The organism is Cupriavidus basilensis (genome assembly GCF_000876015.1).
Classification (GTDB): domain Bacteria; phylum Pseudomonadota; class Gammaproteobacteria; order Burkholderiales; family Burkholderiaceae; genus Cupriavidus; species Cupriavidus basilensis_B.
Window position 1 is genome coordinate 37528 of record NZ_BBQM01000028.1, and the last position, 24781, is coordinate 62308.

The 24781-nt window shown below is 72.0% G+C and carries 22 protein-coding genes; 16 read left to right on the forward strand and 6 right to left on the reverse strand.

The window, feature by feature from the left end:
• Positions 1 to 7: 7 nt before the first annotated feature.
• Positions 8 to 553, reverse strand: coding sequence for a carboxymuconolactone decarboxylase family protein (locus tag KF708C_RS29400; RefSeq protein ID WP_059414975.1), 546 nt, complete (start codon positions 551 to 553; stop codon positions 8 to 10).
• Between the two features lie 53 nt (positions 554 to 606).
• A complete protein-coding gene (locus KF708C_RS29405; protein WP_059414977.1) occupies positions 607 to 1992 on the reverse strand; it encodes an LLM class flavin-dependent oxidoreductase in 1386 nt (461 codons plus the stop codon).
• Positions 1993 to 2335: 343 nt separating this feature from the next.
• Here KF708C_RS29405 and KF708C_RS29410 point away from each other — a divergent pair, with 343 nt between their 5' ends.
• Both KF708C_RS29410 and KF708C_RS29415 read left to right on the forward strand, forming a co-directional pair.
• Complete coding sequence (locus KF708C_RS29410; protein ID WP_020203068.1) at positions 2336 to 3319, forward strand: Bug family tripartite tricarboxylate transporter substrate binding protein; 984 nt, start codon at positions 2336 to 2338, stop codon at positions 3317 to 3319.
• A 40-nt stretch (positions 3320 to 3359) separates the two neighbouring features.
• Entirely contained in the window at positions 3360 to 4640 is a 1281-nt protein-coding gene (locus tag KF708C_RS29415; RefSeq protein ID WP_059414979.1) for an LLM class flavin-dependent oxidoreductase, read from the forward strand.
• A gap of 12 nt (positions 4641 to 4652) precedes the next feature.
• On the opposite strand, the gene KF708C_RS29420 is transcribed toward KF708C_RS29415, so the two are convergent.
• Together KF708C_RS29420 and KF708C_RS29425 are read right to left on the reverse strand one after the other, a co-directional pair.
• Entirely contained in the window at positions 4653 to 5843 is a 1191-nt protein-coding gene (locus KF708C_RS29420; protein ID WP_082080092.1) for a CaiB/BaiF CoA transferase family protein, read from the reverse strand.
• A 98-nt stretch (positions 5844 to 5941) separates the two neighbouring features.
• Positions 5942 to 6850, reverse strand: coding sequence for a LysR family transcriptional regulator (locus KF708C_RS29425; protein WP_059414984.1), 909 nt, complete (start codon positions 6848 to 6850; stop codon positions 5942 to 5944).
• 189 nt (positions 6851 to 7039) lie between these two features.
• On the opposite strand from KF708C_RS29425, the gene KF708C_RS29430 reads away from it, so the two are divergent.
• Together KF708C_RS29430 and KF708C_RS29435 are read left to right on the forward strand one after the other, a co-directional pair.
• Positions 7040 to 8014: a tripartite tricarboxylate transporter substrate binding protein gene (locus KF708C_RS29430; protein ID WP_059414987.1), complete on the forward strand. Its 975-nt coding sequence runs from the start codon at positions 7040 to 7042 to the stop codon at positions 8012 to 8014.
• Positions 8015 to 8064: 50 nt separating this feature from the next.
• On the forward strand, positions 8065 to 8538 hold the full coding sequence (locus KF708C_RS29435) for a MaoC family dehydratase (protein ID WP_059414989.1): 474 nt from the start codon (positions 8065 to 8067) through the stop codon (positions 8536 to 8538).
• Between the two features lie 52 nt (positions 8539 to 8590).
• Here KF708C_RS29435 and KF708C_RS29440 read toward each other — a convergent pair whose 3' ends face one another.
• A complete protein-coding gene (locus KF708C_RS29440; RefSeq protein ID WP_020203074.1) occupies positions 8591 to 9325 on the reverse strand; it encodes an IclR family transcriptional regulator in 735 nt (244 codons plus the stop codon).
• A gap of 181 nt (positions 9326 to 9506) precedes the next feature.
• Here KF708C_RS29440 and KF708C_RS29445 point away from each other — a divergent pair, with 181 nt between their 5' ends.
• The 10 genes from KF708C_RS29445 (at position 9507) to KF708C_RS29490 (ending at position 21295) form a co-directional block, all read left to right on the forward strand.
• Positions 9507 to 10355: a fumarylacetoacetate hydrolase family protein gene (locus KF708C_RS29445; protein WP_020203075.1), complete on the forward strand. Its 849-nt coding sequence runs from the start codon at positions 9507 to 9509 to the stop codon at positions 10353 to 10355.
• 40 nt (positions 10356 to 10395) lie between these two features.
• The gene (locus tag KF708C_RS29450) at positions 10396 to 12093 is read left to right on the forward strand and encodes a bifunctional 3-(3-hydroxy-phenyl)propionate/3-hydroxycinnamic acid hydroxylase (RefSeq protein WP_059414991.1); all 1698 of its coding nucleotides are present in this window, start codon (positions 10396 to 10398) and stop codon (positions 12091 to 12093) included.
• Positions 12094 to 12132: 39 nt separating this feature from the next.
• Positions 12133 to 12972, forward strand: a complete 840-nt coding sequence (locus KF708C_RS29455; RefSeq protein WP_020203077.1) for a VOC family protein — start codon at positions 12133 to 12135, stop codon at positions 12970 to 12972.
• An 88-nt stretch (positions 12973 to 13060) separates the two neighbouring features.
• On the forward strand, positions 13061 to 14371 hold the full coding sequence (locus KF708C_RS29460) for an MFS transporter (RefSeq protein WP_020203078.1): 1311 nt from the start codon (positions 13061 to 13063) through the stop codon (positions 14369 to 14371).
• 88 nt (positions 14372 to 14459) lie between these two features.
• Positions 14460 to 15557: a porin gene (locus tag KF708C_RS29465; protein WP_059414993.1), complete on the forward strand. Its 1098-nt coding sequence runs from the start codon at positions 14460 to 14462 to the stop codon at positions 15555 to 15557.
• A 46-nt stretch (positions 15558 to 15603) separates the two neighbouring features.
• Positions 15604 to 16326, forward strand: a complete 723-nt coding sequence (locus KF708C_RS29470) for a class II aldolase/adducin family protein (RefSeq protein ID WP_059414997.1) — start codon at positions 15604 to 15606, stop codon at positions 16324 to 16326.
• A gap of 57 nt (positions 16327 to 16383) precedes the next feature.
• On the forward strand, positions 16384 to 17388 hold the full coding sequence (locus tag KF708C_RS29475) for a Bug family tripartite tricarboxylate transporter substrate binding protein (RefSeq protein WP_059415003.1): 1005 nt from the start codon (positions 16384 to 16386) through the stop codon (positions 17386 to 17388).
• A gap of 46 nt (positions 17389 to 17434) precedes the next feature.
• The gene (locus KF708C_RS29480) at positions 17435 to 18895 is read left to right on the forward strand and encodes an aldehyde dehydrogenase family protein (RefSeq protein ID WP_059415008.1); all 1461 of its coding nucleotides are present in this window, start codon (positions 17435 to 17437) and stop codon (positions 18893 to 18895) included.
• A gap of 60 nt (positions 18896 to 18955) precedes the next feature.
• Positions 18956 to 20290 (forward strand): MFS transporter, encoded by a 1335-nt coding sequence (locus KF708C_RS29485; RefSeq protein WP_059415011.1) that lies wholly within the window; start codon positions 18956 to 18958, stop codon positions 20288 to 20290.
• A 45-nt stretch (positions 20291 to 20335) separates the two neighbouring features.
• Positions 20336 to 21295, forward strand: a complete 960-nt coding sequence (locus KF708C_RS29490) for a helix-turn-helix domain-containing protein (protein WP_059415013.1) — start codon at positions 20336 to 20338, stop codon at positions 21293 to 21295.
• On the opposite strand, the gene KF708C_RS29495 is transcribed toward KF708C_RS29490, so the two are convergent.
• A complete protein-coding gene (locus tag KF708C_RS29495) occupies positions 21292 to 22074 on the reverse strand; it encodes a coniferyl-alcohol dehydrogenase (RefSeq protein WP_059415015.1) in 783 nt (260 codons plus the stop codon). The two genes, KF708C_RS29490 and KF708C_RS29495, sit on opposite strands and share 4 nt — an antisense overlap.
• Positions 22075 to 22293: 219 nt before the next feature.
• Between KF708C_RS29495 and KF708C_RS29500 the strand changes: the two genes are divergently transcribed.
• Both KF708C_RS29500 and KF708C_RS29505 read left to right on the forward strand, forming a co-directional pair.
• Positions 22294 to 23742 carry an aldehyde dehydrogenase family protein gene (locus KF708C_RS29500; protein ID WP_059415181.1) on the forward strand — a complete coding sequence of 483 codons (1449 nt, stop codon included), beginning with the start codon at positions 22294 to 22296 and terminating at the stop codon, positions 23740 to 23742.
• Positions 23743 to 23818: 76 nt separating this feature from the next.
• Entirely contained in the window at positions 23819 to 24748 is a 930-nt protein-coding gene (locus KF708C_RS29505; protein ID WP_020203087.1) for an MBL fold metallo-hydrolase, read from the forward strand.
• Positions 24749 to 24781: the final 33 nt, after the last annotated feature.

Below are 24781 nucleotides of genomic sequence, written 5' to 3' on the forward strand. Positions count from 1 at the left end.
GGCGCCATCAGCGCGGATGGACGGCGGTGGCGTCCTCGCCGATCTGCAGCGCCTGGTTGAAGCGGTTGAAGAAGCCGCACAGCGAGATGCGCAGCGTCAGTTCGACCACCTGCGCCTCGCTGAAATGCGCGCGCAGCCGCGTGAAGACCTGGTCGCGGATGCGCTGCGGCGCCTGCGTGACGGCGACCGCGTATTCCACCACCAGCTTGTCCACCTCGTCGAGCTCGGGATGGCCGGCATAGTCGAGCAGGCGGCGCGCGCCATCCTCGCTGATGCCTTCCACGGCCAGGCGCGGCGCGTGGCTGCGCACGCAGTAGTCGCAGTCGTTGAGCAGCGACACCACCACGATGGCCAGCTCGATGTAGCGGTACGGCACGCCGTTGCGCGCCTTGAGCTCGAGCAGCATGCGCGGCAGGTGCTCCACGGCCGGCGCCACGTGCGCGAGCACCGAGAACTGGTCGGCGAAATGGGCGCCGTTGCCGGTGAACTGGTCGAACAGCTCGCGGCGGGCCGGGTCAAAGGTGGCGGGGTCGAGTTCGCTGATGCGGGGCATGTGTGGTCCTGCTGGTGAAAGGGGAGGGCGTGCGGAAGGGCCGCGCGGGCGGATCAGTCGTCCCCGGCCGGCGCGCGGAAGCCGGCGCCGGGGTGCGGCGCCTGCAGGCGCGGGCCGTGGCCGAGCAGCTTGTCGCGCAGCGTGCCCGGCGCGTAGGCGGTCTTGTAGGCGCCGCGGCGCTGCAGCTCCGGCACCAGGTAGTCGACCACGTCGTGGAAGGTGCGCGGCGATTCCACCCAGGCCAGGTTGAAGCCGTCGATGCCGGTGTCCTCCATCCACGCCTGCAGTTCGTCGGCCACCTGCACCGGATCGCCCACCACCACCGGGCCGCGGCCGCCGATGGCGACGAACTCCACGGCGTCGCGCACGGTCCAGGTGCGCTGCGGGTCGAGCTTGCTGAACGAGGCCAGCGCCGACTGGCCGGCCTTGGTGTCGACGTATTCGAGCGTGTCGTCGGGCGCGTAGCGCGACAGGTCGATGCCGGTCCAGCCCGACAGCAGCGCGAGCGCGCCGTCGTAGCTGGCGCGCTCGCGGTAGGTGGCGTAGCGCGCCTGCGCCTTCTCCGCGGTCTCGTCGACGATGACCGTGAACATGGCGAACAGCAGCGCGCTGTCCGGCGCGCGGCCGGCCTCGGCCAGCGCCGCGCGCAGCGATGCCACCGCGCGGCGCAGGCCGTTGCGCGTGGGCGCGCCGACGAAGATGCACTCGGCATGGCGCGCGGCGAAGCGCGTGCCGCGCGCCGAGCCGCCGGCCTGGAACAGCAGCGGCGTGCGCTGCGCGGACGGCTCGCACTGGAAGATGCCGTCGAGGTCGAAGTAGCGGCCTTCGTGCCGCACCGCGTGCACGCGCGCGGGGTCGGCGTAGACGCCGCGCGCCTTGTCGCGCCGCACGGCACCGTCCTCCCAGCTGCCTTCCCACAGCTTGTAGCAGACTTCCAGGAATTCGTCGGCGCGGTCGTAGCGCTCGTCGTGGGCGCGCAGCTCGCGCTGGCCCAGGCTGCGCGCGCCGCTTTCCAGGTAGGACGTGACCACGTTCCACGCCACGCGGCCGCCGCTCAGATGGTCCAGCGTGGTCAGGCGGCGCGCCAGCAGGTAGGGCGGCTCGTAGGCCACCGAGACCGTGACGCCGAAGCCGAGGTGCCGGGTGGCGTGCGCCATCAGCGGGATCAGCGGCACCGGATCGTTCATCGGCACCTGCGCGGCGGTGCGCAGCGCGGCGTCGGCCGCGCCGCCGAACACGTCGTAGACGCCGGTGATGTCGCCGAGGAACAGGCTGTCGAACAGGCCTTCCTCCAGCTTCCTGGCCAGCGCGACCCAGTAGCCCGGATCGAGGTAGTCGGCCGCGTGGTCGTCCGGCGCGGTCCATTGCCCGGGTGCAAGGTGCACCACGCAATTCATCATGAAGGCGTTGAAACGGATCTGGCGGATCGGGCGAGGCATGGCACGGCGGGCCGCGCGGCCGGCACGGGCGCGCGAGCGGAAACATCGGAACCGGCGATTGTTGCGTGCCGGCGCCGCCGCGCCAAGCGCCCATTTCGCATACGGATATGTGTTTCCTGATGCGTGCGCGCAGCGGCTATGGATATGCCAAATCGGTCGTTCGGTCTGGCCGCGCCAGCGTCTACGATGAGCGGCGGTTTTTTCATGCCCTCCTCGCCGCCGCCACCGGGCGGCGCACAGGCGGGCCGCCGCCGCTGCCGCGCGCGCGGCGCCCGCGGGATCCCGCCAACGGATTTCCCGCCACGCGCGCGCTCCCCGCTTTCCATTTCCTCCCCCATCGTTCATGTCATCGCTACTGTCCTCCCTCCGGCGCCATGCCCTGGCCTCGCTGCTGCTCGCCTGCGCCGCCGTTCCGGCCCTGGCCGACGCCGCCTATCCGGCCAAGCCGATCACCTACGTGGTGCCCTACACGCCGGGCGGCACCAACGACAACGTCGCGCGCATCCTCACCCGGCGCCTGGCCGAGAAGAGCGGGCAGCCGGTCGTGCTCGACTACAAGCCCGGCGCCGGCGGCACGCTCGGCGCGGGTTTCGTGGCCGGCGCGCCGGCCGACGGCTACACGCTGCTGAACACCTCGATCGGCAACCTCGCCATCGCGCCGCAACTGATGAAGGTGCGGTTCGACCCGTTCTCCGACCTGGTGCCGGTGGCCTACGTCGGCAACTCGCTGGCCACCGTGGCGGTCAATCCCGCGGTGCCGGCGCAGACGCTGCAGCAGCTGATCGCCTACGCGCGCGCCCATCCCGGCCAGCTGACCTATGCCAGCTCCGGCAACGGCACGCCGGGCCATCTGGCCGGCGAGCTGCTCAAGCGCATCGCCGGCATCGACATCCGCCACGTGCCCTACAAGGGCAGCGCGCCGGCGGTGGCCGACGTGGTGGCGGGCCATGTGGACATCGTGTTCGATCCGCTCAGCGCTTCGTTCATCAAGGCCGGCAAGCTGCGCGCGCTGGCCTACTTCGGCGGCAGCCGCGCGCCCGAGCTGCCCGGCGTGCCGTCGATCCAGCAGGCCGGCATCCATGACTGGGAGGACGCGCTGGCCGGCTCGTTCTTCATCACCGCGCCCAAGGGCACGCCGCCCGAGGTGCTGGCGCGGCTGCGCCGGTGGATCGCGGAGATCCTGCACGAGCGCGACACCGTCGAGGCGCTCGCGCGCGTGCAGGTCGAGGTGCAGGCGCTGACGCCCGAGCAGACCGCGCAGAAGATCCGCTCCGTGCACGACCTCGCCCAGCGCGTGGTGCAGGCCGGCGGCGTGCAAAGCAACTGACGACATCATTCAACCCACGTTTTTCCCGGAGATTCCCCCCATGAAGCTGGGACTGTTCCTGCTGGCCGCCGGCCACCATGCCGCCGGCTGGCGCTACCCCGGCGCCGAAGCCGGCACCGAGAACGTCGACCTGGTGGTGCGCATGACGCAGGCCGCCGAGCGCGCCAAGTTCGACATGGTGTTCTTCGGCGACCGCCTGCTGACGACCGCCGACTCGCATCCGTCGATGATCACCCGGCCCGACCCGCTCGCCATGCTGGCCGCGCTGTCGATGGTGACGAGCCACATCGGCCTGGCCGGCACCGCCTCCACCACCTACAGCGAGCCGTTCAACCTGGCGCGCACGCTGGCCACCGTGGACAAGCTCTCGCGCGGCCGGGCGGCGTGGAACATCGTCACCACGTTTGCCGACGGCTCGATCAACTTCAGCCGCGAGCGCCACCCCGACCACGAGCAGCGCTACGAGATCGCCGAGGAGTTCGTCAGCGTGGTCAAGGGCCTGTGGCAGTCGTGGGACCCCGATCCCTACGTGCTCGACAAGCAGGCCGGCGTCTACGTGGACGTGGCCAAGATGCACGCGCTGAACCATCGCGGCCGGCATTTCTCGGTGGCCGGCCCGCTCAACGTCACCAACAGCCCGCAGGGGCATCCGGTGCTGATCCAGGCCGGCTCGTCCGGCCCCGGCCAGGCGCTGGCCGCGCGCCACGCCGAGGTGGTCTTCACCGCGCAGCAGGACCTGGGCGCCGCGCGCGCGTTCGCGCAGGGGCTCAAGGCCCAGGTGGCGGCGCAGGGGCGCGACCCGGCGCACTGCCTGATCATGCCGGGGCTGATGCCGATCATCGGCCGCACCGAGGCCGAGGCGCACGACAAGCTGGCGCTGCTGCAGTCGTTCACCGACCAGTCCAACGCGCTCGCCATCCTGACCGAGCAACTGATGATCGACGTCTCGGGCTATCCGCTCGACGGCCCGCTGCCCGATCTCGCGCTGGAGGCGGGCGTCCACAGCCGCAGCGTGCTGCTGCTCCAGCTCGCGCGCGAGCGCGGCCTGACCCTGCGCCAGCTCTATCACCTGGTGGCCAGCGCGCGCGGCCACCAGATCGTGGTCGGCACCGCGGCGCAGGTGGCGCAGCACATGATCGACTGGGTGGACGGCGGCGGCGCGGACGGCTTCAACATCATGCCGGCCTACTTCCCCGGCGGCCTCGACGACTTCACCGCCGAGGTGGTGCCGATCCTGCAGGAGCGCGGCGTGTTCCGCCGCGAATACGAGGCCGACACGCTGCGCGGGAACCTCGGGCTGCCGCTGCCGGCGCGGGCCTGACGCGCCGGCCCGCTACACGGCGCCGTCGGCGCGCAGCGCCTCCACCTGCGCGCCGCTGAAGCCCAGCGCGGCGAGGATCGGCGCGGTGTGCTCGCCGACGTCCGGCACGCCGCCCATGCGCGCCGGCACGCCGCCCAGCGTGGCGGGCGGCAGCAGCGCCCGCACCGGGCCGGCCGGCGTGGCCACTTCGCGCCAGCGGCCGCGCGCGGCGAACTGCGGGTGCGCCCACACTTCATGCATGTCGTTGAGCGGCGCGTTCGCGATGCCGCCACGGTCGAGCCGCGCGACCAGCTCCGCGCGCGTCATGCGTTGCAGGTGGCGGCCGATCTCCGCGTCCAGCGCGGCCCGGTTGGCCACGCGCTGGTGGTTGGTCGAGAAGCGCGCGTCCGCCGCCAGCGCGGCGTCTTCCAGCACCTCGGCGCAGAAGCGCAGCCATTCGCGGTCGTTCTGCAGGCCGAAGATCACGCGGTTGCCGTCGCCGGTGCCGTACTGCCCGTAGGGCGCGATGGCCGGGTGCGACAGGCCGTTGCGCAGCGGCGGCTCGCCGCCGTAGTGGGCGAAATACAGCGGATAGGACATCCATTCGGCCAGCGCCTCGAGCATCGTCACCTCGACCCGCACGCCGGTGCCGGTGCGCCCGCGATGCAGCAGCGCCGAGAGGATGCCGGTGTAGGCGTACATGCCCGCGGCGATGTCGGCGATCGAGATGCCCGCGCGCGAGGGTTCGTCCGGCGTGCCGGTCACGGAGATCAGGCCGGCCGCGGCCTGGATCAGCAGGTCGTAGGCTTTCTTGTCGCGGTAGGGGCCGTGGTCGCCGTAGCCCGAGATGTCGCACACGATCAGCTTCGGGAAGGCCGCGTGCAGCGTGTCGAAATCGAGCCCCATGCGGCTGGCCGCGCCCGGCGCCAGGTTCTGGATGAAGACGTCGGCCTCGCCCAGCAACTGCCGGAGGATGCCGGCCGCGCGCGCATCCTTGAGGTCGAGCGTCAGGCTCTCCTTGCCGCGGTTGGCCCAGACGAAGAACGACGACATGCCGTTGACCGTCTGGTCGTAGCCGCGCGCGAAATCGCCGCTGCCGGGCCGCTCGATCTTGACGACGCGCGCGCCCAGGTCGGCCAGCTGGCGGCTGGCGAAGGGCGCGGCCACCGCGTGTTCCAGGGCGAGGACGGTGATCCCGTCCAGTGGGGGAACTGAGAAAGGCAAGGGGGTCTCCAGGCATCGGTGCGGGCGCACGGTCCCGCGGACGACCGAGTATAGGAATGGAGACCGAGGCCGGCCAGTCGAGATTTCCTAACGCCGCTTCAAGGATGTCTAACGGACGGCGCCTGGTCCTCGCCGGTGACGAAGCGGATGAACGCGCGCGCGTAGCCGGGCAGGTCGCCGAGCCGCTGCGCGACGATGCGGTGCTCGCGCCGCGCCCACGGTTCGTGCAGCACGACGCCCTCGACCAGGCCCTGCGCGATCGCGGGCGCGGCCACCGTGCGCGGCACCAGCGAGATGCCCGCGCCTTCCTGCACGCAGCGGATGACGGCCGGGAAGTTCGGCGCGTGCACGCGCACGCGCGGCTCCATGCCGGCTCTCGCCGCCATGTCCTTGAGGAACAGGAAGTTGCTGCTCTTGGCGCCGATCGACACCAGTTCGTACTGCAGCGCGTCGGTCAGCGTGACGCCCTCGCGCAGGCCGAGCGGATGGCGCGGCGGCACGGCGAACATCAGTTCGTCCTCGCCGTAGCGGATCGACTCCAGGCCGAGCAGGTCGATCTCGCCGGCCACCAGGCCGATGTCGGCGCGCTGCTCCAGCACCGCGTGCGCGGTGTCCTGGCTGAGGTGCTCCTCCAGCTCGACGTTGACGTTGGGATACGCCGCGAGAAAGCGGCTGAGCGCCGCCGGCAGGTTGTTCATGGTGCTGCTGTTGGCGTGCACGCGGATGTGGCCCTCGGTGCCGTCGGTGTGCCGGCGCATCTCGTGCTGCAGCCGCTCGACGTTGCCCATGATGATCCTGGCGTGGCGCAGCATGGTCTCGCCGGCGGCGGTCAGCGCCATGCCTTTCTGCGTGCGCCTGAACAGCGGCACGCCGACGGCCTGTTCCAGGTTCTTCAGCCGGTAGCTGGCCGACGGCGCGGTCAGGTGCACGTCGGACGCGCCCGCGGTCAGGCTCTTGGCCTGCGCGATGGCGAGGAACACGCGCAGGTCGGTCAGTTCGAATCGCAATGGTGTCTCCCGCGTGGCCGCCTCGGGCGCATGCGGCGCCGGGGCCCGTATTAGAAGTTTTCGAAGGACCCCTCGTAGCTTTCGACTGGCCTCCGTGCCGGACCCGATTCTATATTGTCGGCTCACGCCGGGGCTGCCGATGCCGCGCATGCCGCCCGGATACCGCAAGCACAAGACGGAGACACCAGCATGATTTCCCCGATGGCCAGACTCGCCGCGGCGCTTTGCCTCGGCGCCGCACTCACGGGGCCCGCCGCGGCGCAGCCCGGGTATCCCGCGCGGCCGGTGCGCCTGGTGGTGCCGTATGCCGCCGGCGGCCCCACCGACACGTTCGCGCGCGCGCTGGCGCAGGGCTGGAGCCGGCAACTGAAGACCCAGGTGGTGGTCGAGAACCGCTCCGGCGCGGGCACCATCGTCGGCACGGAGAACGTCGCCAAGGCCGCGCCCGACGGCTACACGCTGCTGCTCACCACGGTCGCGCACGCGGTCAACCCGGCCATCCACGCCACGCTGCCGTACCGCACGCTCGAAGACTTCGCGCCGGTGGGGCTGGCGGCGCGCGCGCCGCTGGTGCTGGTGGTCAACAAGGCGGTGCCGGCGCAGACGCTCGGCGAATTCATCGCCTACCTCAAGGCGCATCCGGGCAAGGTCAACTACGGTTCCGCGGGCGTCGGCAGCGCTCCGCATCTCGGCGGCGAGCTGCTGAACCACATGGCCCGCACCGGGGCCGTGCACGTGCCTTATCGCGGCAGCGCGCCGGCGATGGCGGACCTGATCGGCGGCCACGTCGCGTTCATGATCGACAGCGCGCCCACGGGCCTGGCGCAGGTGCGCGCCGGCACCGTGCGCCTGCTGGCCACGTCGATGGCGCGGCGCCTGCCGCAGACGCCCGACACGCCCGCCATCGCGGAAGCGGTGCCCGGCTACGAGGCCTATACGTGGAACGCCGTGTTCGCGCCGGCGAAGACGCCCGCGGAGATCGTGCGCAAGCTCGCCGCCACGCTGGGCAGCACGCTGCAGGAGCCCGCGCTGCAGGCCAAGGCCAGCGAGCTCGGGCTGATCCTCGAGCCGAAGCCGGCGCCGGACGCGCTGGACCAGTTCGTGCGCGCGGAGATCGCCAAGTGGCAGCCGGTGGCGGTGGCCGCCAACATGAAGGCCGACTGAGCGCGGCAGCACGACAAACGCGGCACCAGCCCGCACAGGAGACCGAGCCGATGCAACACGACTACCAGCTATGCCCGCAGCGCTTCTTCGAGGACTTCGCCGTCGGCGAGCGCATGAACCTGCCGTCGCGCACCATGACGGACGCGCTGTTCGCCGCGTTCCAGCTCGCCAGCGGCGACAACCATCCGGTCCACTACGACGTCGAGTATTGCCGCGCCCACGGCATGCCGCACATGCTCGCGCACGGCTTCCAGGTGCTGATCCAGACCGCCGCGGGCGCCGGCCTGTTTCCCCACATGGTGGAGCAGTCGCTCAAGGCCTTCATCGAGCAGAGCAGCCGCTTCCTCGCGCCGGTCTTCGTCGGCGACACGCTCTACGGCAGCCTGACCGTCGCCGAGCTGATCCCGGGCCGCACCACGGGCGTGCTGGTGATGCGCTCCGAAGTGCGCAACCAGCGCGGTGTGTGCGTCATGGAGGGGACGCAGAAGTACCTGCTGCGCAAGCGGGCGCCGCAGGCGGGCTAGCGCCCGCCGCGTCTCTGCGTTCCGACGCGGCCGCCGCGCGATGCGGCGCCGCTCACGCGCGGATCTCCGCCGCGGCCGGCACCAGCAGGTGCACCAGGCGGTTGATGCCGCGCGCATCCACTTCCGATGCCGCCACCACGTAGCTGAGGCTGCCGATCGCGCGCCCGTCCTCGTTGACGATGGGCGCGGCGATGCCGACGCGGCCGGGGTCGATCTCGCCGTGCGAGACGACGTGGCCCGCGCGGCGCAGGCGGCTGAGGGCCTGGCGGAACGCGGCCCAGTCCTCGCCCAGGCCGGCGGCGCGGATCTCGTCCGCGTGCTTGTGGTACAGCGCCTGCAGCGTGCGCGTCTGCTGGAACGCCAGGATGATGCGCGAGGTGGCGCCGCGGAACATGATCATCGGCCGGCCGCGCTCATAGCTCACCACGGCCTGCGGCCCCTGGTTGAGCACCTGGTGCACGCACAGCACCGAGTCGCCGAACGCGCGGCACAGCAGCATCACCGATCCCGGCGGCGCGTAGGCGATCAGCTCGTCCATGATCGGGCGCGCCTGCTGCAGCATCGGGTCGGTCAGCTGGATCTGGCGGTCGAGCTGGATGATGGCCGGCCCCAGCACGTAGCGGCCCGCGCCGGCCGTGGCGACCAGCCCCAGCTCCATCAGGTTCGACAGGTAGCGGTAGGCGCTGCTGATCGACACCTCGAGCTGCGCGGCCGCTTCCTCGGCGGTCCATACCGGCTTCTCCAGCGAAAACAGCTTCAGTACGCCGAGCGCACGATCGGTCGCCATTCTTCGATGCTCCTTGGTTCCATCCCCGAAGCATATCACCGAGCCCTTTCTTGAATGCAAGAATCTCGCCAGGTGCGCATAGTGGTAAACGTTAAATGCATAATTCGCACAATATGAGAATAATGCATTCACTCGGTGCGCCCCCCCAAGCGCGGTACCGCATTTGGACCCAGGAGATTCCATGAGACTCATCAGCTTCACCCACGGTGGCCGCGAGGCCTTTGGCGTCGTCGTCGGCGACCGCATCGTCGATCTCGCGCCGCATCGCGACGCCGTCGGCGCCAGCCTGCGCGAGGCGCTGGCGCGCGGCGCCCTGCCGCGCATCGCGGCGATCGCCGCCGACAGCCAGCCGTCGCTGGCCGTGGCGGACGTCGAATTCCTGCCGGTGATCCCCGATCCGGCCAAGATCCTCTGCGTCGGCATCAACTACGCCTCGCACGTGCGCGAGACCGGCCGGGAGATGCCCAGGTACCCGATGTTCTTCACGCGCTTCGCCGATTCGCAGGTGGCCCACGGCAAGCCGATCGTGCGCCCGCGCGCATCGGAAAAGCTCGACTTCGAGGGCGAGCTGGCCGTCGTCATCGGCAAGACCGCGCGCCACGTCGCCGCGGCCGACGCGCTCGGCTACGTGGCCGGCTATGCCTGCTACAACGACGGCAGCGTGCGCGACTGGCAGAAGCACACCATCCAGTTCACGCCGGGCAAGAACTTCCCGCAGACCGGCGCGTTCGGGCCGTGGCTGGTGACCAGCGACGAGATCCCCGACCCGTCGCAACTGACGCTGACCACGCGCCTGAACGGCGAGGTGGTGCAGCAGGCGCGCACCGACGACCTGATCTTCAGCGTGGGCGACGTCATCGCCTACTGCTCCACCTTCACCGAACTGCGCCCGGGCGACGTGATCATCACCGGCACCACCGGCGGCGTGGGCGCGTTCCGCAATCCGCCGCTGTGGATGCGCGCGGGGGATGTGGTCGAGGTGGAAATCTCCGGCATCGGCGTCCTGCGCAACGGTATCCAGGACGAATGACGCTGTCCGGCGCCGCCGCGCGCCGGCCGAGGAGAGACTCATGACGCAATCCACTTCGCTCGCCGCCGCCGTGCTGGTGGTCGGCGCGGGCCCGACCGGCCTGACGCTGGCCAACGTGCTCGGCCGGCAGGGCATCGACACCATCCTGATCGACCGCAAGGCCAGCACCGTGGCCGAGCCGCGCGCGGTCTCCATCGACGACGAATCGCTGCGCACCATGCAGGCGATCGGCCTGGTGGAGGCCGTGATGCGGGACGTGGTGCCCGGCTACGGCGTGCATTACCTGACCCGCCCGGGCGGGCGCTGCTTCGCCAAGGTGGAGCCCACCGCGAGCGAGTACGGCTACCCGCGCCGCAATGCGTTCCGCCAGCCGCTGTTCGAGGCCGCGCTGCGCGAGGGGCTGGCGCGCCATGCGTCGGTGCGCGTGCTGTTCGGCCACACGCTCGAAGCGCTGTCGCAGGACGAGGACGGCGCGCATGCGGTGGTGCAGGGCCCCGGCGGGCCGCTGCGCATCGACGCGGCCTACGTGGTCGGCACCGACGGCGGCCGCAGCTTCGTGCGGCAGTCGATCGGCGCGACGCTGGCCGGCTCGTCGTTCAACGCGCGCTGGCTGGTGGTCGACACCGAGAACGACGACGATCCGTTCTGGCAGACGCGCGCCTACTGCGACCCGTCGCGCCCGGTGGTCGACGTGCCCGGCCCCAACCGCACGCGCCGCTTCGAGTTCCTGCTCAAGCCCGGCGAGACCGACGAGGAGGTGCTGCGGCCCGAGCGCCTGGCCGAGCTGCTGCGCCCGTTCCGCGGCAACCGCCCGGCCGAGGTGGTGCGCAAGACCGTCTACACGTTCCATGCCCGCGTGGCGGACCGCTGGCGCGCGGGGCGCGTGTTCCTGGCCGGCGACGCGGCGCACCTCACGCCGCCCTACGCGGGGCAGGGCATGAACAGCGGCGTGCGCGACGCGCACAACCTGGGCTGGAAGCTCGCCGCGGTGCTGCGCAACCGGATCGCGCCGGCCGCGCTCGACTCCTACGAGACCGAGCGGCGCGACCATGCCTGGGCGCTGATCCGCCTGGCGCTGAACCTGGGCGTGGTGATGGCGCCGCGCAGCCGCCTGTCGGCATGGGCCTGCGCGGCGTTCTTCCGCGCCACGGCGCTGGTGCCGCCGGTGCGCGACTACTTCCTGCAGATGAAGTTCAAGCCCAAGCCGCGCTTCCACGACGGCCTGCTGGTGGCCAGCGCCGCCGACACCGCCGGGCTGGTCGGCACCATGCTGCCGCAGCCGAAGGTGCGCACCGCCGACGGGACCGAACTGCCGCTCGACGAGATCACCGGCGACGGCTTCGCGCACGTCGCCATCGGCGCGGCGGCCATGACCGGCACCGGCGTCGACACCGACGCCGACGCCGATACCGCCGACACGGCCGGCGGGGCGCGCGCGCTGTGGCGCCGGCTGGAAACGCGGCGCGTGGTGCTGCTGCCGCGGCTCGATGACCAGGCGCTCAGGCTGGCCGCGCGGCACGGCTACGTGCCGGTGGCGCTGGCGCCCGAGGCCACGCCGAAGACGCTGCGCGCGCTGGCCGGCAAGGTGGTCGTGGTGCGCCCGGACCGCTACGTGGCCGGCGTGTTCGGCCACGACGACGCCGAGGCGCTGGCCGCGGCGCTGGGCCGGCGGCTCGGCATCGACATGGCGCGCGCCGGCGCGGCGCCGGCACTCGTCGCCACCGCGCGCGCCGCATAGGCGCGCCGCCGGCCGGCACAACAGACAAGCAGGACGAACATGACCACACTACAGACTTCCACGCCGCTGCGGCTGCATCACCTCCATCTGCGCAGCACCGCGCCGGACGCGCTCGCGTCCTTCTACCAGGACCTGTTCGAACTCCGGCGCGTGCCGGCGCCCGCCGGCACCGTGGCGCTGGCCGGCGGCGAGCGCGCCGTGGTGATCGGCCAGGGCGAAGACGCCGGGCTCGCCGTGGCGGCCTACGCCGCGCGCTCGGCGCAGGACCTGGCCGCGCTGCGCGCGCGCCTGGCGGACCTGGCGCGCGATGCCGGCCCGGCCGGGGAGATCTTCTTCGCGCCGGGCGCGTTCACGGTGGCGGACCCGCAAGGGCGCGTGCTGCTGTTCGGCGTGCCACGCGCCGGGCGCGAGCCGGACCGGCTGTCCGCGCGGCTGCAGCACACGGTGTTCCAGACCACCGATCTTGCCACCGTGGTCGACTTCTACGTGCGGCGCATCGGCTTCACGGTCTCGGACGAAGTCGTCGCCGACGACGGCGCGATCGCCACGTGCTTCCTGCGCTCGGACGACGAGCACCACTCGCTGGCGTTCTTCCAGGGCTCGCAGAACGCGTGGGACCACCACTGCTACGAGACCAGCTGCTGGAACGACATCCGCGACTGGGGCGACCGCTTCGCGCGCGTGCGGCGCGGCATCTTCTTCGGCCCCGGCCGCCACGGCCCCGGCAACAACCTGTTCTTCATGGTGACGGACCCGGACGGCAACCGCGTGGAGCTGTCGGCGGAGCTGGAGCGGGTGGACGCCGGGCGCGCGCCGGGCGTCTGGCCCCACGAGGAATACACGCTCAATTCCTGGGGGCGCGGCTGGATCCGCACCTGACCCGCGGGTTCGCGGCGCCGGCGCGCGCCGCCTGTTTCGATTCATCAGAAAAAAAGAGGGGGATACCCCCGCTACCGGAGACAACGCCATGCTCGCTCATGGTCAGCCCCTGTTCGTCCACGAAGTCATCGACGCCCGCCCGATCGGGCGCTTCCAGTACCTCGCCATCGGCCTGTGCATCCTCGTCGCGGTGCTCGACGGCTTCGACACCCAGACCATCGGCATGCTGGCGCCGTCCATCGGCGCCAGCCTCGGCGTGCCGGTCAAGGCCTTCGGCCCGGTCTTCGGCGCCGGCCTGGTCGGCATGCTGCTGGGCGCCGTGGTGCTCGGCCCGCTAGCCGACCGCTACGGCCGCAAGACGATGATCGTGTTGTCCTGCGTGCTGTTCGGCAGCCTCTCGCTGGCGACGGCCTACGCGCAATCGCTGGAGCAGTTGCTGGTGCTGCGCCTGCTGACCGGCATCGGCCTGGGCGGCGCGCTGCCCAACGCCATCGCGCTGGCTTCCGAGTACGCGCCGCGGCGCCACGCGCGCAGCACCGTCACCACGCTGATGTGCGGCATGCCGCTGGGTGCCGTGCTGGGCGGCGCGGTGTGCGCGCTCATGCTGCCGCGCCTGGGCTGGCAGGCGGTGTTCGTGGTGGGCGGCGTGCTGCCGCTGGCGGTGGCGCTGCTGATCGCGCTTACCATGCCGGAGTCGGCGCGCTTCCTGATCGCCCGCGGGCAGGACATGGCGCGGCTGGCGGCCATCATGCGCCGCATCGCGCCGGACCTGCGCGGCGACGAGTCCTACCGCGCCGCCGACGGCGCGGCGGCCGGCGTGCCGATCCGGCTGCTGTTCACCGAGGGCCGCGCCGCGGGCACCATCCTGCTGTGGATTCCGTACTTCCTCAACCTCGTGGCGCTGTACTTCATCGTCAGCTGGATGCCCGCGGTGCTGATCGGCGCGCATCATCCGGCCTCGGTCGGCATCGCGGCGATCACGGCGTTCAGCATCGGCGGCGTGCTCGGCTCGCTGATGCAGGGCGCGCTGATGAACCGCTTCGGCGCGCGGCCGGTCCTGCTGTGCGAGCTGCTGGCCTATGCCGCGCTGGCGCTGGTGCTGGCCACGTGGCCGCATGACTACGCGGTCGTGATCGCGGCCAGCCTGGCGATCGGCGTGACGGTGCAGGGGGCGCAGGCCGGCCTGAACGCGCTGGCCGCCGAGATCTATCCCACCCGCATGCGCGCCACCGGCATCGGCTGCGCGGTCGGCATCGGCCGCATCGGCTCCATCAGCGGCCCCGCGCTGGGCGGCGTGCTGCTGGGCTGGAACTGGAGCGCGGGCGACATCTTCATGGCGGGCATCGTGCCGGCGCTGGCCGCCGCCATCGCCGTGGCCGTCAACCGGGCGCCGCGCTAGGCCGGACGGTTCCGCCATCGCTTCACCATCAGGCCGGCCGCGCCACCGCGCGGCGGGGCCTTCATCAAGAAAAAAAACGGAGGAGACCATGAAGCAGTCGGTAATGGCCGCGGCGCTGTGCGCCTGCGCGGCCGGGGCGAGTCACGCCCAGGCGCAGTCGGTGACGCTGTACGGCGTCGTCGACACCGGCATCGAATTCGTGTCCGGCGTGGGCGCCGCGCGCGACCACCTGGTGCGCATGCCGGGCCTGGCCGGCACGGTGCCGTCGCGCTGGGGCCTGCGCGGCACCGAGGACCTCGGCGGCGGGCTCAAGAGCCAGTTCGTGCTGGAGTCCGGCTTCGCGCCGGACGCCGGCACCTCCAACCAGGGCGGCCGGCTGTTCGGCCGGCAGGCGTGGGTGGGGCTGTCGGGAAGCTGGGGGCAGGTCGCGCTCGGCCGCCAGTACACCATGCTGTTCTGGTCGATGCTGGAGCCGGACATGCTGGGCCCGAACACCTTCGGCTCGTCGTCGCTCGACAGCTACCTGCCGAGCACGCGCGCCGACAACGCGATCTCCTACAAGGGCTCGTTCGGCGGGCTCACCGTCGGCGGCACCTACAGCTTCGGCCGCGATACGGTCAACGCGGGCCCGAGCCCGTCCGGCGCCAACTGCGCCGGCGAAAATCCCGCCGACCAGCGCGCGTGCCGCGAATGGTCGGTGCTGCTGAAGTACGACACCAGCTGGTGGAGCGTCAGCGCCGCCTACGATTCGCTGCGCGGCGGCCCCGGCGCGTTCGGCGGCCTGACGAGCAGCCGCCTGCGCGACGACCGCCTGACCGTCAACGGCTACGTCAACTTCAAGAACGGCAAGGTCGGCGGCGGCCTGCTGAGGCGCGACAACGACGGCAGCGCCACGCCGCGCAGCGACCTGTGGTTCCTCGGTGCATCCTATGCGCTGACGCCGGCGTTCAGCGTGGACGCCGAGGCGTTCTACCTGCGCTTCCGCCACAGCGCCGACAAGGCCTGGCTGTACGCGGCGCGCGCCACCTATGCGCTGAGCAAGCGCACTTCGGTGTACGGCACGGCGGGCTTCCTGGACAACCGCGGCAACCTCGCGCTCTCGGTCAGCTCGGGCGCGATCGGCGCCAACCCGGCGCCGGGCGGCAACCAGCTCGGCGCGATGGTCGGCATCAAGCATATTTTCTGAACCCCTCCCGACCCCTCTCTAACCCCTCTTGCGCAAGGAGACGACCATGCCGATCCGCACCCTCGTCGAAGACCTGGTGGATGCCGGCCACATCCTGTTCCATGAAGGCGTGCTGGATGCGTTCGGCCACGTCAGCGCGCGGCACCCGGACGGCGAGCGCTTCCTGATGTCGCGCAGCATGGCGCCGGTGCAGGCCGGCGCGGGCGACATCCTCGCCTTCGGCCTGGACGGCGAGCCGGCCGACGCGCAGGGCCGCAAGGTGTTCCTGGAGCGCCATATCCACGCGGCGCTCTACCGCGCGCGGCCCGAGGTGCGGGCGGTGGTGCACAGCCACTCGCCCGCGCTGATCCCGTTCGGCGTGGTGTCCGGCGCGGCGCTGCGCCCGGTGTGCCACATGAGCGGCTTTCTCGCGCGCGGCGCGCCGGTGTTCGACATCGCCGACGTGGCCGGCGACGGCTCGGACATGCTGATCCGCGACCGCTGCCTCGGCGACGCGCTGGCCGCCGCGATGGGCGGCGCCACCATCGTGCTGATGCGCGGCCACGGCGTCACCGTGGCGGCGGACTCGGTCGAGAAGGCGGTCTATTGCGCGGTGTATGCGCAGGCCAACGCGCGCCTGGTGCTCGACGCCGCGCGTCTGGGCGGCGAGATCCGCTACCTCACCGCGGCCGAAGGGCTGGCCGCCGAGCATGCCAACGACGGCCAGATCGGCCGCGCCTGGGACCTGTGGCGCCGCGCCGCGCGGCAGGCCACCGCGGGGCTGCGCTGAGCGCCGCGCACCAGGAAAAGAACAAAAGAACACCAACGATACCAGGAGACCAACCACATGAAGCCGCCCCCATCCCTCAGTTCCCCTGCGCGCCGCGAGGCGCTCGCGCGCGGCGCGCTGTGCCTGCTCGCCGCGGCGGTGCCCGCGCTGCCGGCGCTGGCGCAGGAACCCTGGCCCGCGCGTCCCGTCAGGCTCATCGTGCCGTCCGCGCCCGGCGGCGGGACCGACGTCTACGCGCGCCTGGTCGCGACGCTGCTGTCGCGCTCGATGAAGCAGTCGTTCGTGGTCGACAACCGTCCCGGCGCGAGCGGGCACATCGGCACCCAGGTGGTCGCGCACGCGCCGGCGGACGGCTATACGTTCCTCGTGACCGCCAACGCCGCGGTCGCCATCAGCCCCGCGCTGTACCGCAAGCTGCCGTTCGACGTGGAGAAGGACCTCGTGCCGGTGGCGCGCGGCGTGCTCGCGCCGATGGTGCTGGTGGCCAACCCGGCGGCCGGCATCGGCAGCCTCGGCGAGCTGGTGCGGCTGGGCAAGGAGCGGCCCGGCGCGATTCCCTACGGCTCGGCCGGCGAGGCCAGCCCGCCCTACCTCGGCGTGCGCATGATCGAGGAAGCCACCGGCGCGCGCTTCCTGCACGTGCCGTACAAGGGCGTGGGCGCGGCCTACCAGGACCTGCTCAGCGGACGCCTGCAGTTCATGTTCACGGACCTGAGCTCGGTGCAGCCCTACATCAAGGCCGGCAAGCTCAAGCCGCTGGCCGTGAACCAGGCCAGCGCGATGCTGCCCGGCGTGCCCTCGCTGGCCGAGCCCGGCCCCGCGCGGATCGACATCTGGACCTCGTTCAGCGTGTTCGCGCCGGCCGGCGTGCCGGCGCCGATCCTCAAGAAGATGAGCGACGAGCTCAACGCCGCGATGAAGACCCCGGAGCTGGCGGGCGCGCTCGAAGCCAATGCCCTGGTGCCGGTGTTCGACACGCCGGCCGCGTTCCAGGCGTCGATGCGCAAGGAACGCGAGCAGTGGGCGTCGTTCATCAGGCGCAACGGCATCCGTATCGAATGACGCGCCCCCGCGCGCCCCTGATTGCAGTCATCGTGGAGACGAACCAATGAAGCTGGGACCCGACAACAAACGCGCCATGCTGATCGACGGCGAGCTGACCGCCGCCGCCGGCGGGCAATGGCTGGAAAGCCTCAACCCCGCCACCGAGGAAATCATCGGCCAGGTGCCGGCCGGCGCCGCCGCGGACATCGAGCGCGCGGCGCGCGCCGCGAGCGCGGCCGCGCCGGCCTGGCACGGCCTGGGCATCGAAGGGCGCGCGGCCTGCCTGCGCGAGTACGCGCGCCGCATCGAGGCCGCCGCCGAGGCGCTGCTCGAGGCCGAGGTCGCCGACACCGGCAACAGGCTGGCCGCGCTGCGCGGCGACGTGCATGCCGCGTCGTGGGGGCTGAACTACTACGCCGGGCTCGGCTACGAGCTCAAGGGCGAGTCGATTCCCGCCACCACGCCGGACAACCTGCACATCACGCTGCGCGAGCCCTACGGCATCGTCGGGCGCATCGTGCCGTTCAACCACCCGGTCATGTTCGCCACCGCGCGCACCGCGGCCGCGCTGATCGCCGGCAACGCGGTCATCGTCAAGCCGCCCGAGACCAGCTCGCTGTCCGCCACGCTGCTGGCGGAGATCGCGCGCGACGTGTTTCCGCGCGGCGTGATGAACATCGTCACCGGCACCGGCCGCGCCGCCGGCGAGGCCATCGCGCGCCATCCGGACATCAAGCGCATCGCGTTCATCGGCTCGCCGCAGACGGCGCGCCAGATCCAGCGCAGCGCGGCCGAGGTCTGCGTCAAGCACATCTCGCTCGAGCTCGGCGGCAAGAACCCGCTGATCGTGTTTCCCGACGCCGACGTGGACGGCGCGCTCGACGCGGCCGTGCGCGGCATGAACTTCCTCTGGCAGGGCCAGTCGTGCGGCTCCACCAGCCGGCTGCTGGTGCACGACAGCCTCTACGAGCGCTTCGTCGAGGGCGTGGCGGAGCGCGTCGGGCGCATCCGCATCGGCGACCCGCGCGCGGCGGACAGCACGATGGGGCCGGTCAACTCCAGGGGCCAGCACGACAAGGTGCTGGGCTACATCGAGGCGGCGAAACAGGACGGCGCGCGGCTCGTGGCCGGCGGCAGGCGCCCGGCCGGCAGCGCCTTCGCGCGCGGCTACTGGGTCGAGCCGACCGTGTTCGCGGACGTCACGCCCGGCATGCGCATCGCGCAGGAGGAGGTGTTCGGCCCGATCCTGTCGATCATGCGCTGGTCCGACGCCGCGCAGGCCATCGACATGGCCAACGGCATCGAGTACGGCCTGACCGCCTCGGTGTGGACGCGCGACCTGGGCACGGCGATGCGCACGGTGCGCCGGCTGCAGGCGGGCTATATCTGGGTCAACGGCGTCGGCACCCACTACAAGGGCGTGCCGTTCGGCGGCTACAAGAACTCGGGCGTGGGCCGCGAGGAGGGCATCGAGGAGATGCTGAGCTACACCGAGACCAAGGCGGTCAACATCGTCGGCGCCTGAGGTGCGCCGCGTCCCTTGCCCCGCGCCTTGCCCCAGCCACATCCCTTCCCGGGAGGAGAAATGAAACCGCTGTACGTTGAAGATGTGATCGATGCCCGGCCGTTCGGGCCGTTCCAGTGGCTGTTGTTCGCCATCTGCTTCCTGATCGCGCTGATGGATGGCGCCAGCATCCAGATCATGGGCCTGAGCGCGCCGACGATGGCGCACTCGCTCGGACTCGGGCCGGAGCAGCTGGGCCCGGTGTTCGCCGCGTCCGAGATCGGCTTCATGGCCGGCGCGCTGTTCTTCGGCCCGCTGGCCGACCGCTTCGGCCGCAAGTCCGTGCTGGTGCTGTGCACGCTGCTGTTCGGCGTGGCCTCGCTGTGCACCGCGGCGGCGACCGGCTTCGGCATGCTGCTGGCGCTGCGCGTGCTGACCGGCATCGGCCTCGGCGGCGCGGCGCCGTGCTTCGTGAGCCTGGCGACGGAGTTCGTCGCGCAGCGGCTGCGCGCGCGCGTGGCCTCGCTGCTGTGGGCGGCGGTGCCGGCCGGCGGGGTGCTGGCCGGCTTCGCCGGCAGCCGGCTGATCCCGGCCTTCGGCTGGCAGGCCATGTTCCAGGCCTTCGGCGCGGTGACGATCGCCGGCGCGCTGCTGGTGTGCCTGTGCGTGCCGGAGTCGCTGCGCTTCCTGATCCTGGCCGGGCGCCAGGGCGCGGCGACGCAGCGCATCCTCGCCCGCCTCGGCGTGGACCCGCGGCAGCGCGGCGCCACGCTGCGCATGCGCGAAGCGGTGCCGCAGGGCATGCCGGCCTCGCACCTGTTTACCGGCGGGCGCGCGCGTTTCACCGGCTTCCTGTGGCTCGGCTTCTTCCTGAACTTCATGACGCTGATCGGCGTGCTGGCCTGGACCACCACGCTGCTGCGCGGGCACGGCATGTCCCTGCCGGACACCTCGCTGGTGCTGGCCTGGAACAACGTCGGCGGCGTGGCCGGCGTGGCGCTGGCCGGCAAGCTGATGGAGCGGTTCGGCACGTTCCGCTTCCTGGCCATGCTGCTGGCCAGCGGCAGCGTCGCGGTGGCGCTGACCGGGCTCGCCGGCGCGCAGCTCGCGTTCGCCGCGGCGTGCTCGATGCTGACCGGGTTCTGCGTCGGCGGCGCCACCTCCGGCATGATCGGCCTGGCGGCCCTGGGCTATCCCACCGCCATCCGCTCGACCGGCGTGGGATGCGGCCTGGCGGCCGGCCGGCTCGGCGGCGCGACCGGGCCGCTGCTGGTCGGCGCGCTGGTCGGCGCCGGCATGGACACCACGCAGACCTTCGCGCTGATCGCCATGCCGTCGCTGCTTGCCGCGTTCGCCGTGCTGGCGATGCGCCGCGCCGGCGGCGCGCCGGCCCCGGCCACGGCCGGCGCGCGTTGACGATTCTCGCCGGGGTGGTTGCCCCGGCTACTTTTCCTTGCCGCCATGACCACCGATACCAGCAGGCCCTTCGAGACGCTTTCCACCATCGCGGTGTCGCCGCATGAACGGTCCGGGTTCTGGCGCAAAGCCATCCGCGGCAGCTTCGGCGGACTGCATGTCGACACCTATGGACGCGACGCCTTCGACGGCGCGCTGCGCATGGCCAGCGTCGGGCAGACCCGGCTGTGCCGCGTGACCGCGCAGGCCCACCGCGCGACCAACCTGCCGGCGCATGCCGCCGACGCGCCGCGCCGCTACAAGGTGGTGGTCCAGTTCGAGGGCGAGTCCCGCTTCGAGCAGGATGGCCTGGCCGCGTGCCTGGCGCCGGGGGACTGGGCCATCTACGACACCGCGCGCCCGTACCGCATGACCGCGAGCCGGCCGGTGGACCTGGCCACGATGGTGGTGCCGCACGCGGCGCTACCGCTGTCGCCGCGCGAGCGCCGCGCCGTGCTGCTGCGCGCGCACAGCGCGCGCGGCGGCGCCGGTGGCCGGATGGCCGCCTGCATGGCCGGCGCGCTGGCGGGGGCTGCGATGTCGGAAGCGCAAGCGGGCGAGCTGGGCGAGGCGCTGGCCGCGGCGGTGCGGGAGCAGCTCGCCGCCGCGCCCCGGCACCTGCTGCCGGCGGTGCTGCGCGAGCGGATCGTGGAATACGTGCGCTGCCATCTGGCGCGGGCGGACCTGTGCGTCGACCAGATCGCGGCGGCGCTCAATTGCTCGAAGCGCTACCTGCACATGGTGTTCGACGCCGACGGCATGACGCTGGCCCGGTACATCCAGCAACTGCGCCTGGCGCAGATCAGCCAGGACCTGGCGGACCCGGCGCTGGGCGCGCATTCGATCACCGAGATCTCGATGCGCTGGGGCTTCGTCAGCAGCGGGCATTTTTCCCGCAGCTTCAGGCAGGCCTTCGGCACCACGCCGCGCGACTACCGCGCGGCCAGCCTCGCGGGACGGCGCTAGCCGAGCCGGTGGATCCCGCTCAGCACGTGGGCTTCCATGCCGCCGTCGCAGGGGATGTTGGCGCCGCGGATCCAGGCGCTTTCGTCGCTGCACAGGAAGGCCACCAGCGGAGCGATGTCCGCGGGCCGCCCGGCGCGCTCCATGAGGCGCATGTCCTCCTCGGCGCGTTCGCCGAGGGTCTTGAGGAAATCCTGGTGGATCGGCGTTTCCACCGGCCCCGGGCTGACCGCGTTCATGCGGATGCCGCGCTCGCGCCAGCGCCAGCGGCATTGCAGGGTCCACACCACCAGCGCTTCCTTCGACAGGAAATAGGCGCGCGCGTCGTCCACGCCGTGGCTCGCGCAGAACGCCGGCACGTCTTCGGGCTGCCGGACTTCGAGCAGCGCCAGCGCCTGCGCGGCGTCCTGGTGCCAGCCGAAGCCGGCCAGCGAGGCCAGGTTGACGATGGCCGCGCCGTTGTTGAGACGGGGCAGCAGGGCCTCGGTGAACAGCCGCAGGCCGGTGAAGTTGACCTGCAGCACCGGCACGGCGCCGCGCGTGGGCGGCAGGCCGGCGATGTTGCACAGCGCGTCGGCGCGCTCGATGCGCGCGGCCGCGGCCGCGATCGAGGCCGGGTCGGACAGGTCGGCCTGCACGAACTGGTCGACGCCGCTTCCCGGCACGGCATTGCGGTCGACGCCGATCACGTGCGCGCCGGCGGCCTTGAAGTACGCCGCGCAGGCGGCACCGATGCCGGACGCCGCGCCGGTGACGACGACCGCTTTGTCTGCGAATTTCATGGACATTCCTCCTGGATTGCCGGCGCGCCCGTGCGCGGGTGCGCGGGTAGCCGGTCACTGGATGCCAATGATGCCGGCGCGCCGCGCGGCTGTCTTGCCCGACAGTGAACTGCGGGGAGGGGCCGCGCCGCGGCGCGGTTTACTTCCCTCACAGGCAAGCCGGCCGCGCGCCGCGTGCCTACAGTAGCGTCACGAAGCAACTACCGCATGGAGACGCGCTTGCGAGATTTTTCCCTTCTGATTGCCGGCCGCGCGGTTCCCGCCGCGTCCGGCGCGCTGTTCGAGCGCAGGAACCCGCTGTCCGGCGCCGTCGTCACGCGCGCCGCCGCCGCCACGGTGGCCGACGCGCGCGCCGCGGCCGACGCCGCCGCGGCGGCGTTCCCGGCCTGGTCGGCGCTCGGCCCGGGGCCGCGCCGGCACAAGCTGCTGCTGGCCGCCGACCGGCTCGAGCGGCGGCGCGCCGCGCTGGTCGACACGATGATGGCGGAAACGGGCGCCGCGCGCGCCTGGGCCGGGCACAATGTCGACGCCGCCGCCGCCATCCTGCGCGAGGCCGCGTACATGACCACGCGGATCCAGGGCGAGGTCATCCCGTCGGACGAGGCGCGCGTGGCGATGGCCATGCGCTGCCCGGTCGGCGTGGTGCTCGGCATCGCGCCGTGGAACGCGCCGGTCGTGCTAGGCGTGCGCGCGGTGGCGATGGCGCTGGCGTGCGGCAACACCGCGATCCTGAAGGCGTCCGACGTCAGCCCCGGCGTGCACGTGCTGATCGGCGAGGCGATGATCGAGGCCGGCCTGGACGGCGGCATCGTCAACGTCGTCACGCACGCGCCGGCCGATGCCGAGGACGTCGTGGGCGCGCTGATCGACCATCCGGCCGTGCGCCGCGTCAACTTCACCGGGTCGACGCGCGTCGGCCGCGTGGTGGCGCGCCGCGCCGCCGAGCACCTCAAGCCGGTGCTGCTGGAGCTGGGCGGCAAGGCGCCCTGCCTGGTGCTCGACGACGCCGACCTCGATGCCGCGGTGCGCGCGGCCGCCTTCGGCGCGTTCTTCAACCAGGGGCAGATCTGCATGTCCACCGAGCGCATCCTGGTGGCCGACGGCGTGGCCGAGGCCTTCGTCGACAAGCTCGCCGGGCGCGCGCGCGGCCTGACCGCGGGTGATCCGGCCAGCGGCGGGCACGCGCTGGGCGCGCTCGCCGACCCGCTCGCCCACAAGCGCATCAATGCGCTGATCGCCGACGCGGTGGCACAGGGCGCGCGCGTGGTCGCGGGCGGGGACGCGCGCGGCGCGCTGATGTCCGCCACGGTGCTCGACGGCGTGACGCCCGCCATGCGCATCTTCCACGAGGAGACCTTCGGCCCGGTGGTATGCGTCACGCGCGTGGCCGACGACGAACAGGCGGTCGCGCTGGCGAACCAGTCCGAGTACGGCCTGTCGGCTTCGGTGTTCGGCAGCGACGCCGCGCGCGCGCTCAACATCGCGCGCCGCCTCGAGACCGGCATCTGCCACATCAACGGCGCCACCGTCAGCGACGAGCCGCAGATGCCGTTCGGCGGCGTCAAGGCCACCGGCTACGGCCGCTTCGGCGGCAGCGCCGGCGTGGCCGAGTTCACCGAGCTGCGCTGGGTGACGATCGCCACCGGCGCGGCTGCCTATCCGATCTGAAACCCCCACGAACACGGCAACATGGCACGGCGGGCGCGGGCCCGCCGCGGCCGGCCGAACCAGGAGCGAGACAAACATGAGCGCACCGATCCAACGCAACCAGCAACCCGGCTGGACGCGCTTCCGGCACGGCGACTTCGAATGCACCGTGGTGACCGACGGCCTGCTGCACATGGGCCCGCCGCGCGACACCTTTCCGCATGCCGACCCGCAGGAGATCGACCGCCTGCTGGCCGACGCCTACCTGCCGACCGAGACCATCGAGCTCGACCAGAACCTGCTGATCGTCAACACCGGCAGGCAACTGGTGCTGTTCGACACCGGCGTGGGCATCAACGCCGAGCTCGGCGTCAAGACCTTCGGCAAGCTGACCGGGCGCGCGCTGTCCAGCATGCGCGCGGCCGGCATCGCGCCGGAGCAGATCGACGTGATCGCGCTCACGCACGCGCATCCCGACCACTGCTGGGGACTGGTCGACGACGACGGCAACAAGCTCTACCCGAACGCGCGCGTCTGCATCAACCGCGTCGACATGGAATACTGGACCGATCTCGGCAATATCCGCGACACCATGTCGGAGCACATGAAAGACCATTTCCGCGGCGCGCACCTGAACATCCTCGCCTATCGCGACGTCATCACGTTCCTCGCGGATGGCGACGAAGTGGTGCCCGGCATCACCGCTCACCTGACGCCCGGCCACAGCCCGGGGCACATGGTTTACCGGATCGCCAGCCAGGGCAGGGCGCTGCTCAACTGGGGCGATCTCTGCCATCACCAGATCCTGCTGCTCAAGCGGCCCAACTGGGCCTTCAAGTTCGACTCCGACAGCGCCGCCGCCGCGGTGTCGCGGCTGCGCGTGCTCGACTGGGCCTGCGGCGAGAACATGGAAATCCTGTCGTACCACTTCCCGTTCCCGGGGCGCGGACACCTGCGCCGCAACGCGGACGGCTACGACTGGCTGCCGACCCGGCTCGAGCTGGAAGCGCCCGAGGCGCTGTCGTAGCCACGCCGCTCGCCGCGCTCGCATCCGGCCATC

Bases quoted from the DNA above. Each gene is read 5' to 3' on its own strand.
- KF708C_RS29400 (WP_059414975.1), bottom strand. From the start codon at position 553: ATGCCCCGCATCAGCGAACTCGACCCCGCCACCTTTGACCCGGCCCGC.
- KF708C_RS29405 (WP_059414977.1), bottom strand. From the start codon at position 1,992: ATGCCTCGCCCGATCCGCCAGATCCGTTTCAACGCCTTCATGATGAAT.
- KF708C_RS29410 (WP_020203068.1), top strand. From the start codon at position 2,336: ATGTCATCGCTACTGTCCTCCCTCCGGCGCCATGCCCTGGCCTCGCTG.
- KF708C_RS29415 (WP_059414979.1), top strand. From the start codon at position 3,360: ATGAAGCTGGGACTGTTCCTGCTGGCCGCCGGCCACCATGCCGCCGGC.
- KF708C_RS29430 (WP_059414987.1), top strand. From the start codon at position 7,040: ATGATTTCCCCGATGGCCAGACTCGCCGCGGCGCTTTGCCTCGGCGCC.
- KF708C_RS29435 (WP_059414989.1), top strand. From the start codon at position 8,065: ATGCAACACGACTACCAGCTATGCCCGCAGCGCTTCTTCGAGGACTTC.
- KF708C_RS29440 (WP_020203074.1), bottom strand. From the start codon at position 9,325: ATGGCGACCGATCGTGCGCTCGGCGTACTGAAGCTGTTTTCGCTGGAG.
- KF708C_RS29445 (WP_020203075.1), top strand. From the start codon at position 9,507: ATGAGACTCATCAGCTTCACCCACGGTGGCCGCGAGGCCTTTGGCGTC.
- KF708C_RS29450 (WP_059414991.1), top strand. From the start codon at position 10,396: ATGACGCAATCCACTTCGCTCGCCGCCGCCGTGCTGGTGGTCGGCGCG.
- KF708C_RS29455 (WP_020203077.1), top strand. From the start codon at position 12,133: ATGACCACACTACAGACTTCCACGCCGCTGCGGCTGCATCACCTCCAT.
- KF708C_RS29460 (WP_020203078.1), top strand. From the start codon at position 13,061: ATGCTCGCTCATGGTCAGCCCCTGTTCGTCCACGAAGTCATCGACGCC.
- KF708C_RS29465 (WP_059414993.1), top strand. From the start codon at position 14,460: ATGAAGCAGTCGGTAATGGCCGCGGCGCTGTGCGCCTGCGCGGCCGGG.
- KF708C_RS29470 (WP_059414997.1), top strand. From the start codon at position 15,604: ATGCCGATCCGCACCCTCGTCGAAGACCTGGTGGATGCCGGCCACATC.
- KF708C_RS29475 (WP_059415003.1), top strand. From the start codon at position 16,384: ATGAAGCCGCCCCCATCCCTCAGTTCCCCTGCGCGCCGCGAGGCGCTC.
- KF708C_RS29480 (WP_059415008.1), top strand. From the start codon at position 17,435: ATGAAGCTGGGACCCGACAACAAACGCGCCATGCTGATCGACGGCGAG.
- KF708C_RS29485 (WP_059415011.1), top strand. From the start codon at position 18,956: ATGAAACCGCTGTACGTTGAAGATGTGATCGATGCCCGGCCGTTCGGG.
- KF708C_RS29490 (WP_059415013.1), top strand. From the start codon at position 20,336: ATGACCACCGATACCAGCAGGCCCTTCGAGACGCTTTCCACCATCGCG.
- KF708C_RS29495 (WP_059415015.1), bottom strand. From the start codon at position 22,074: ATGAAATTCGCAGACAAAGCGGTCGTCGTCACCGGCGCGGCGTCCGGC.
- KF708C_RS29505 (WP_020203087.1), top strand. From the start codon at position 23,819: ATGAGCGCACCGATCCAACGCAACCAGCAACCCGGCTGGACGCGCTTC.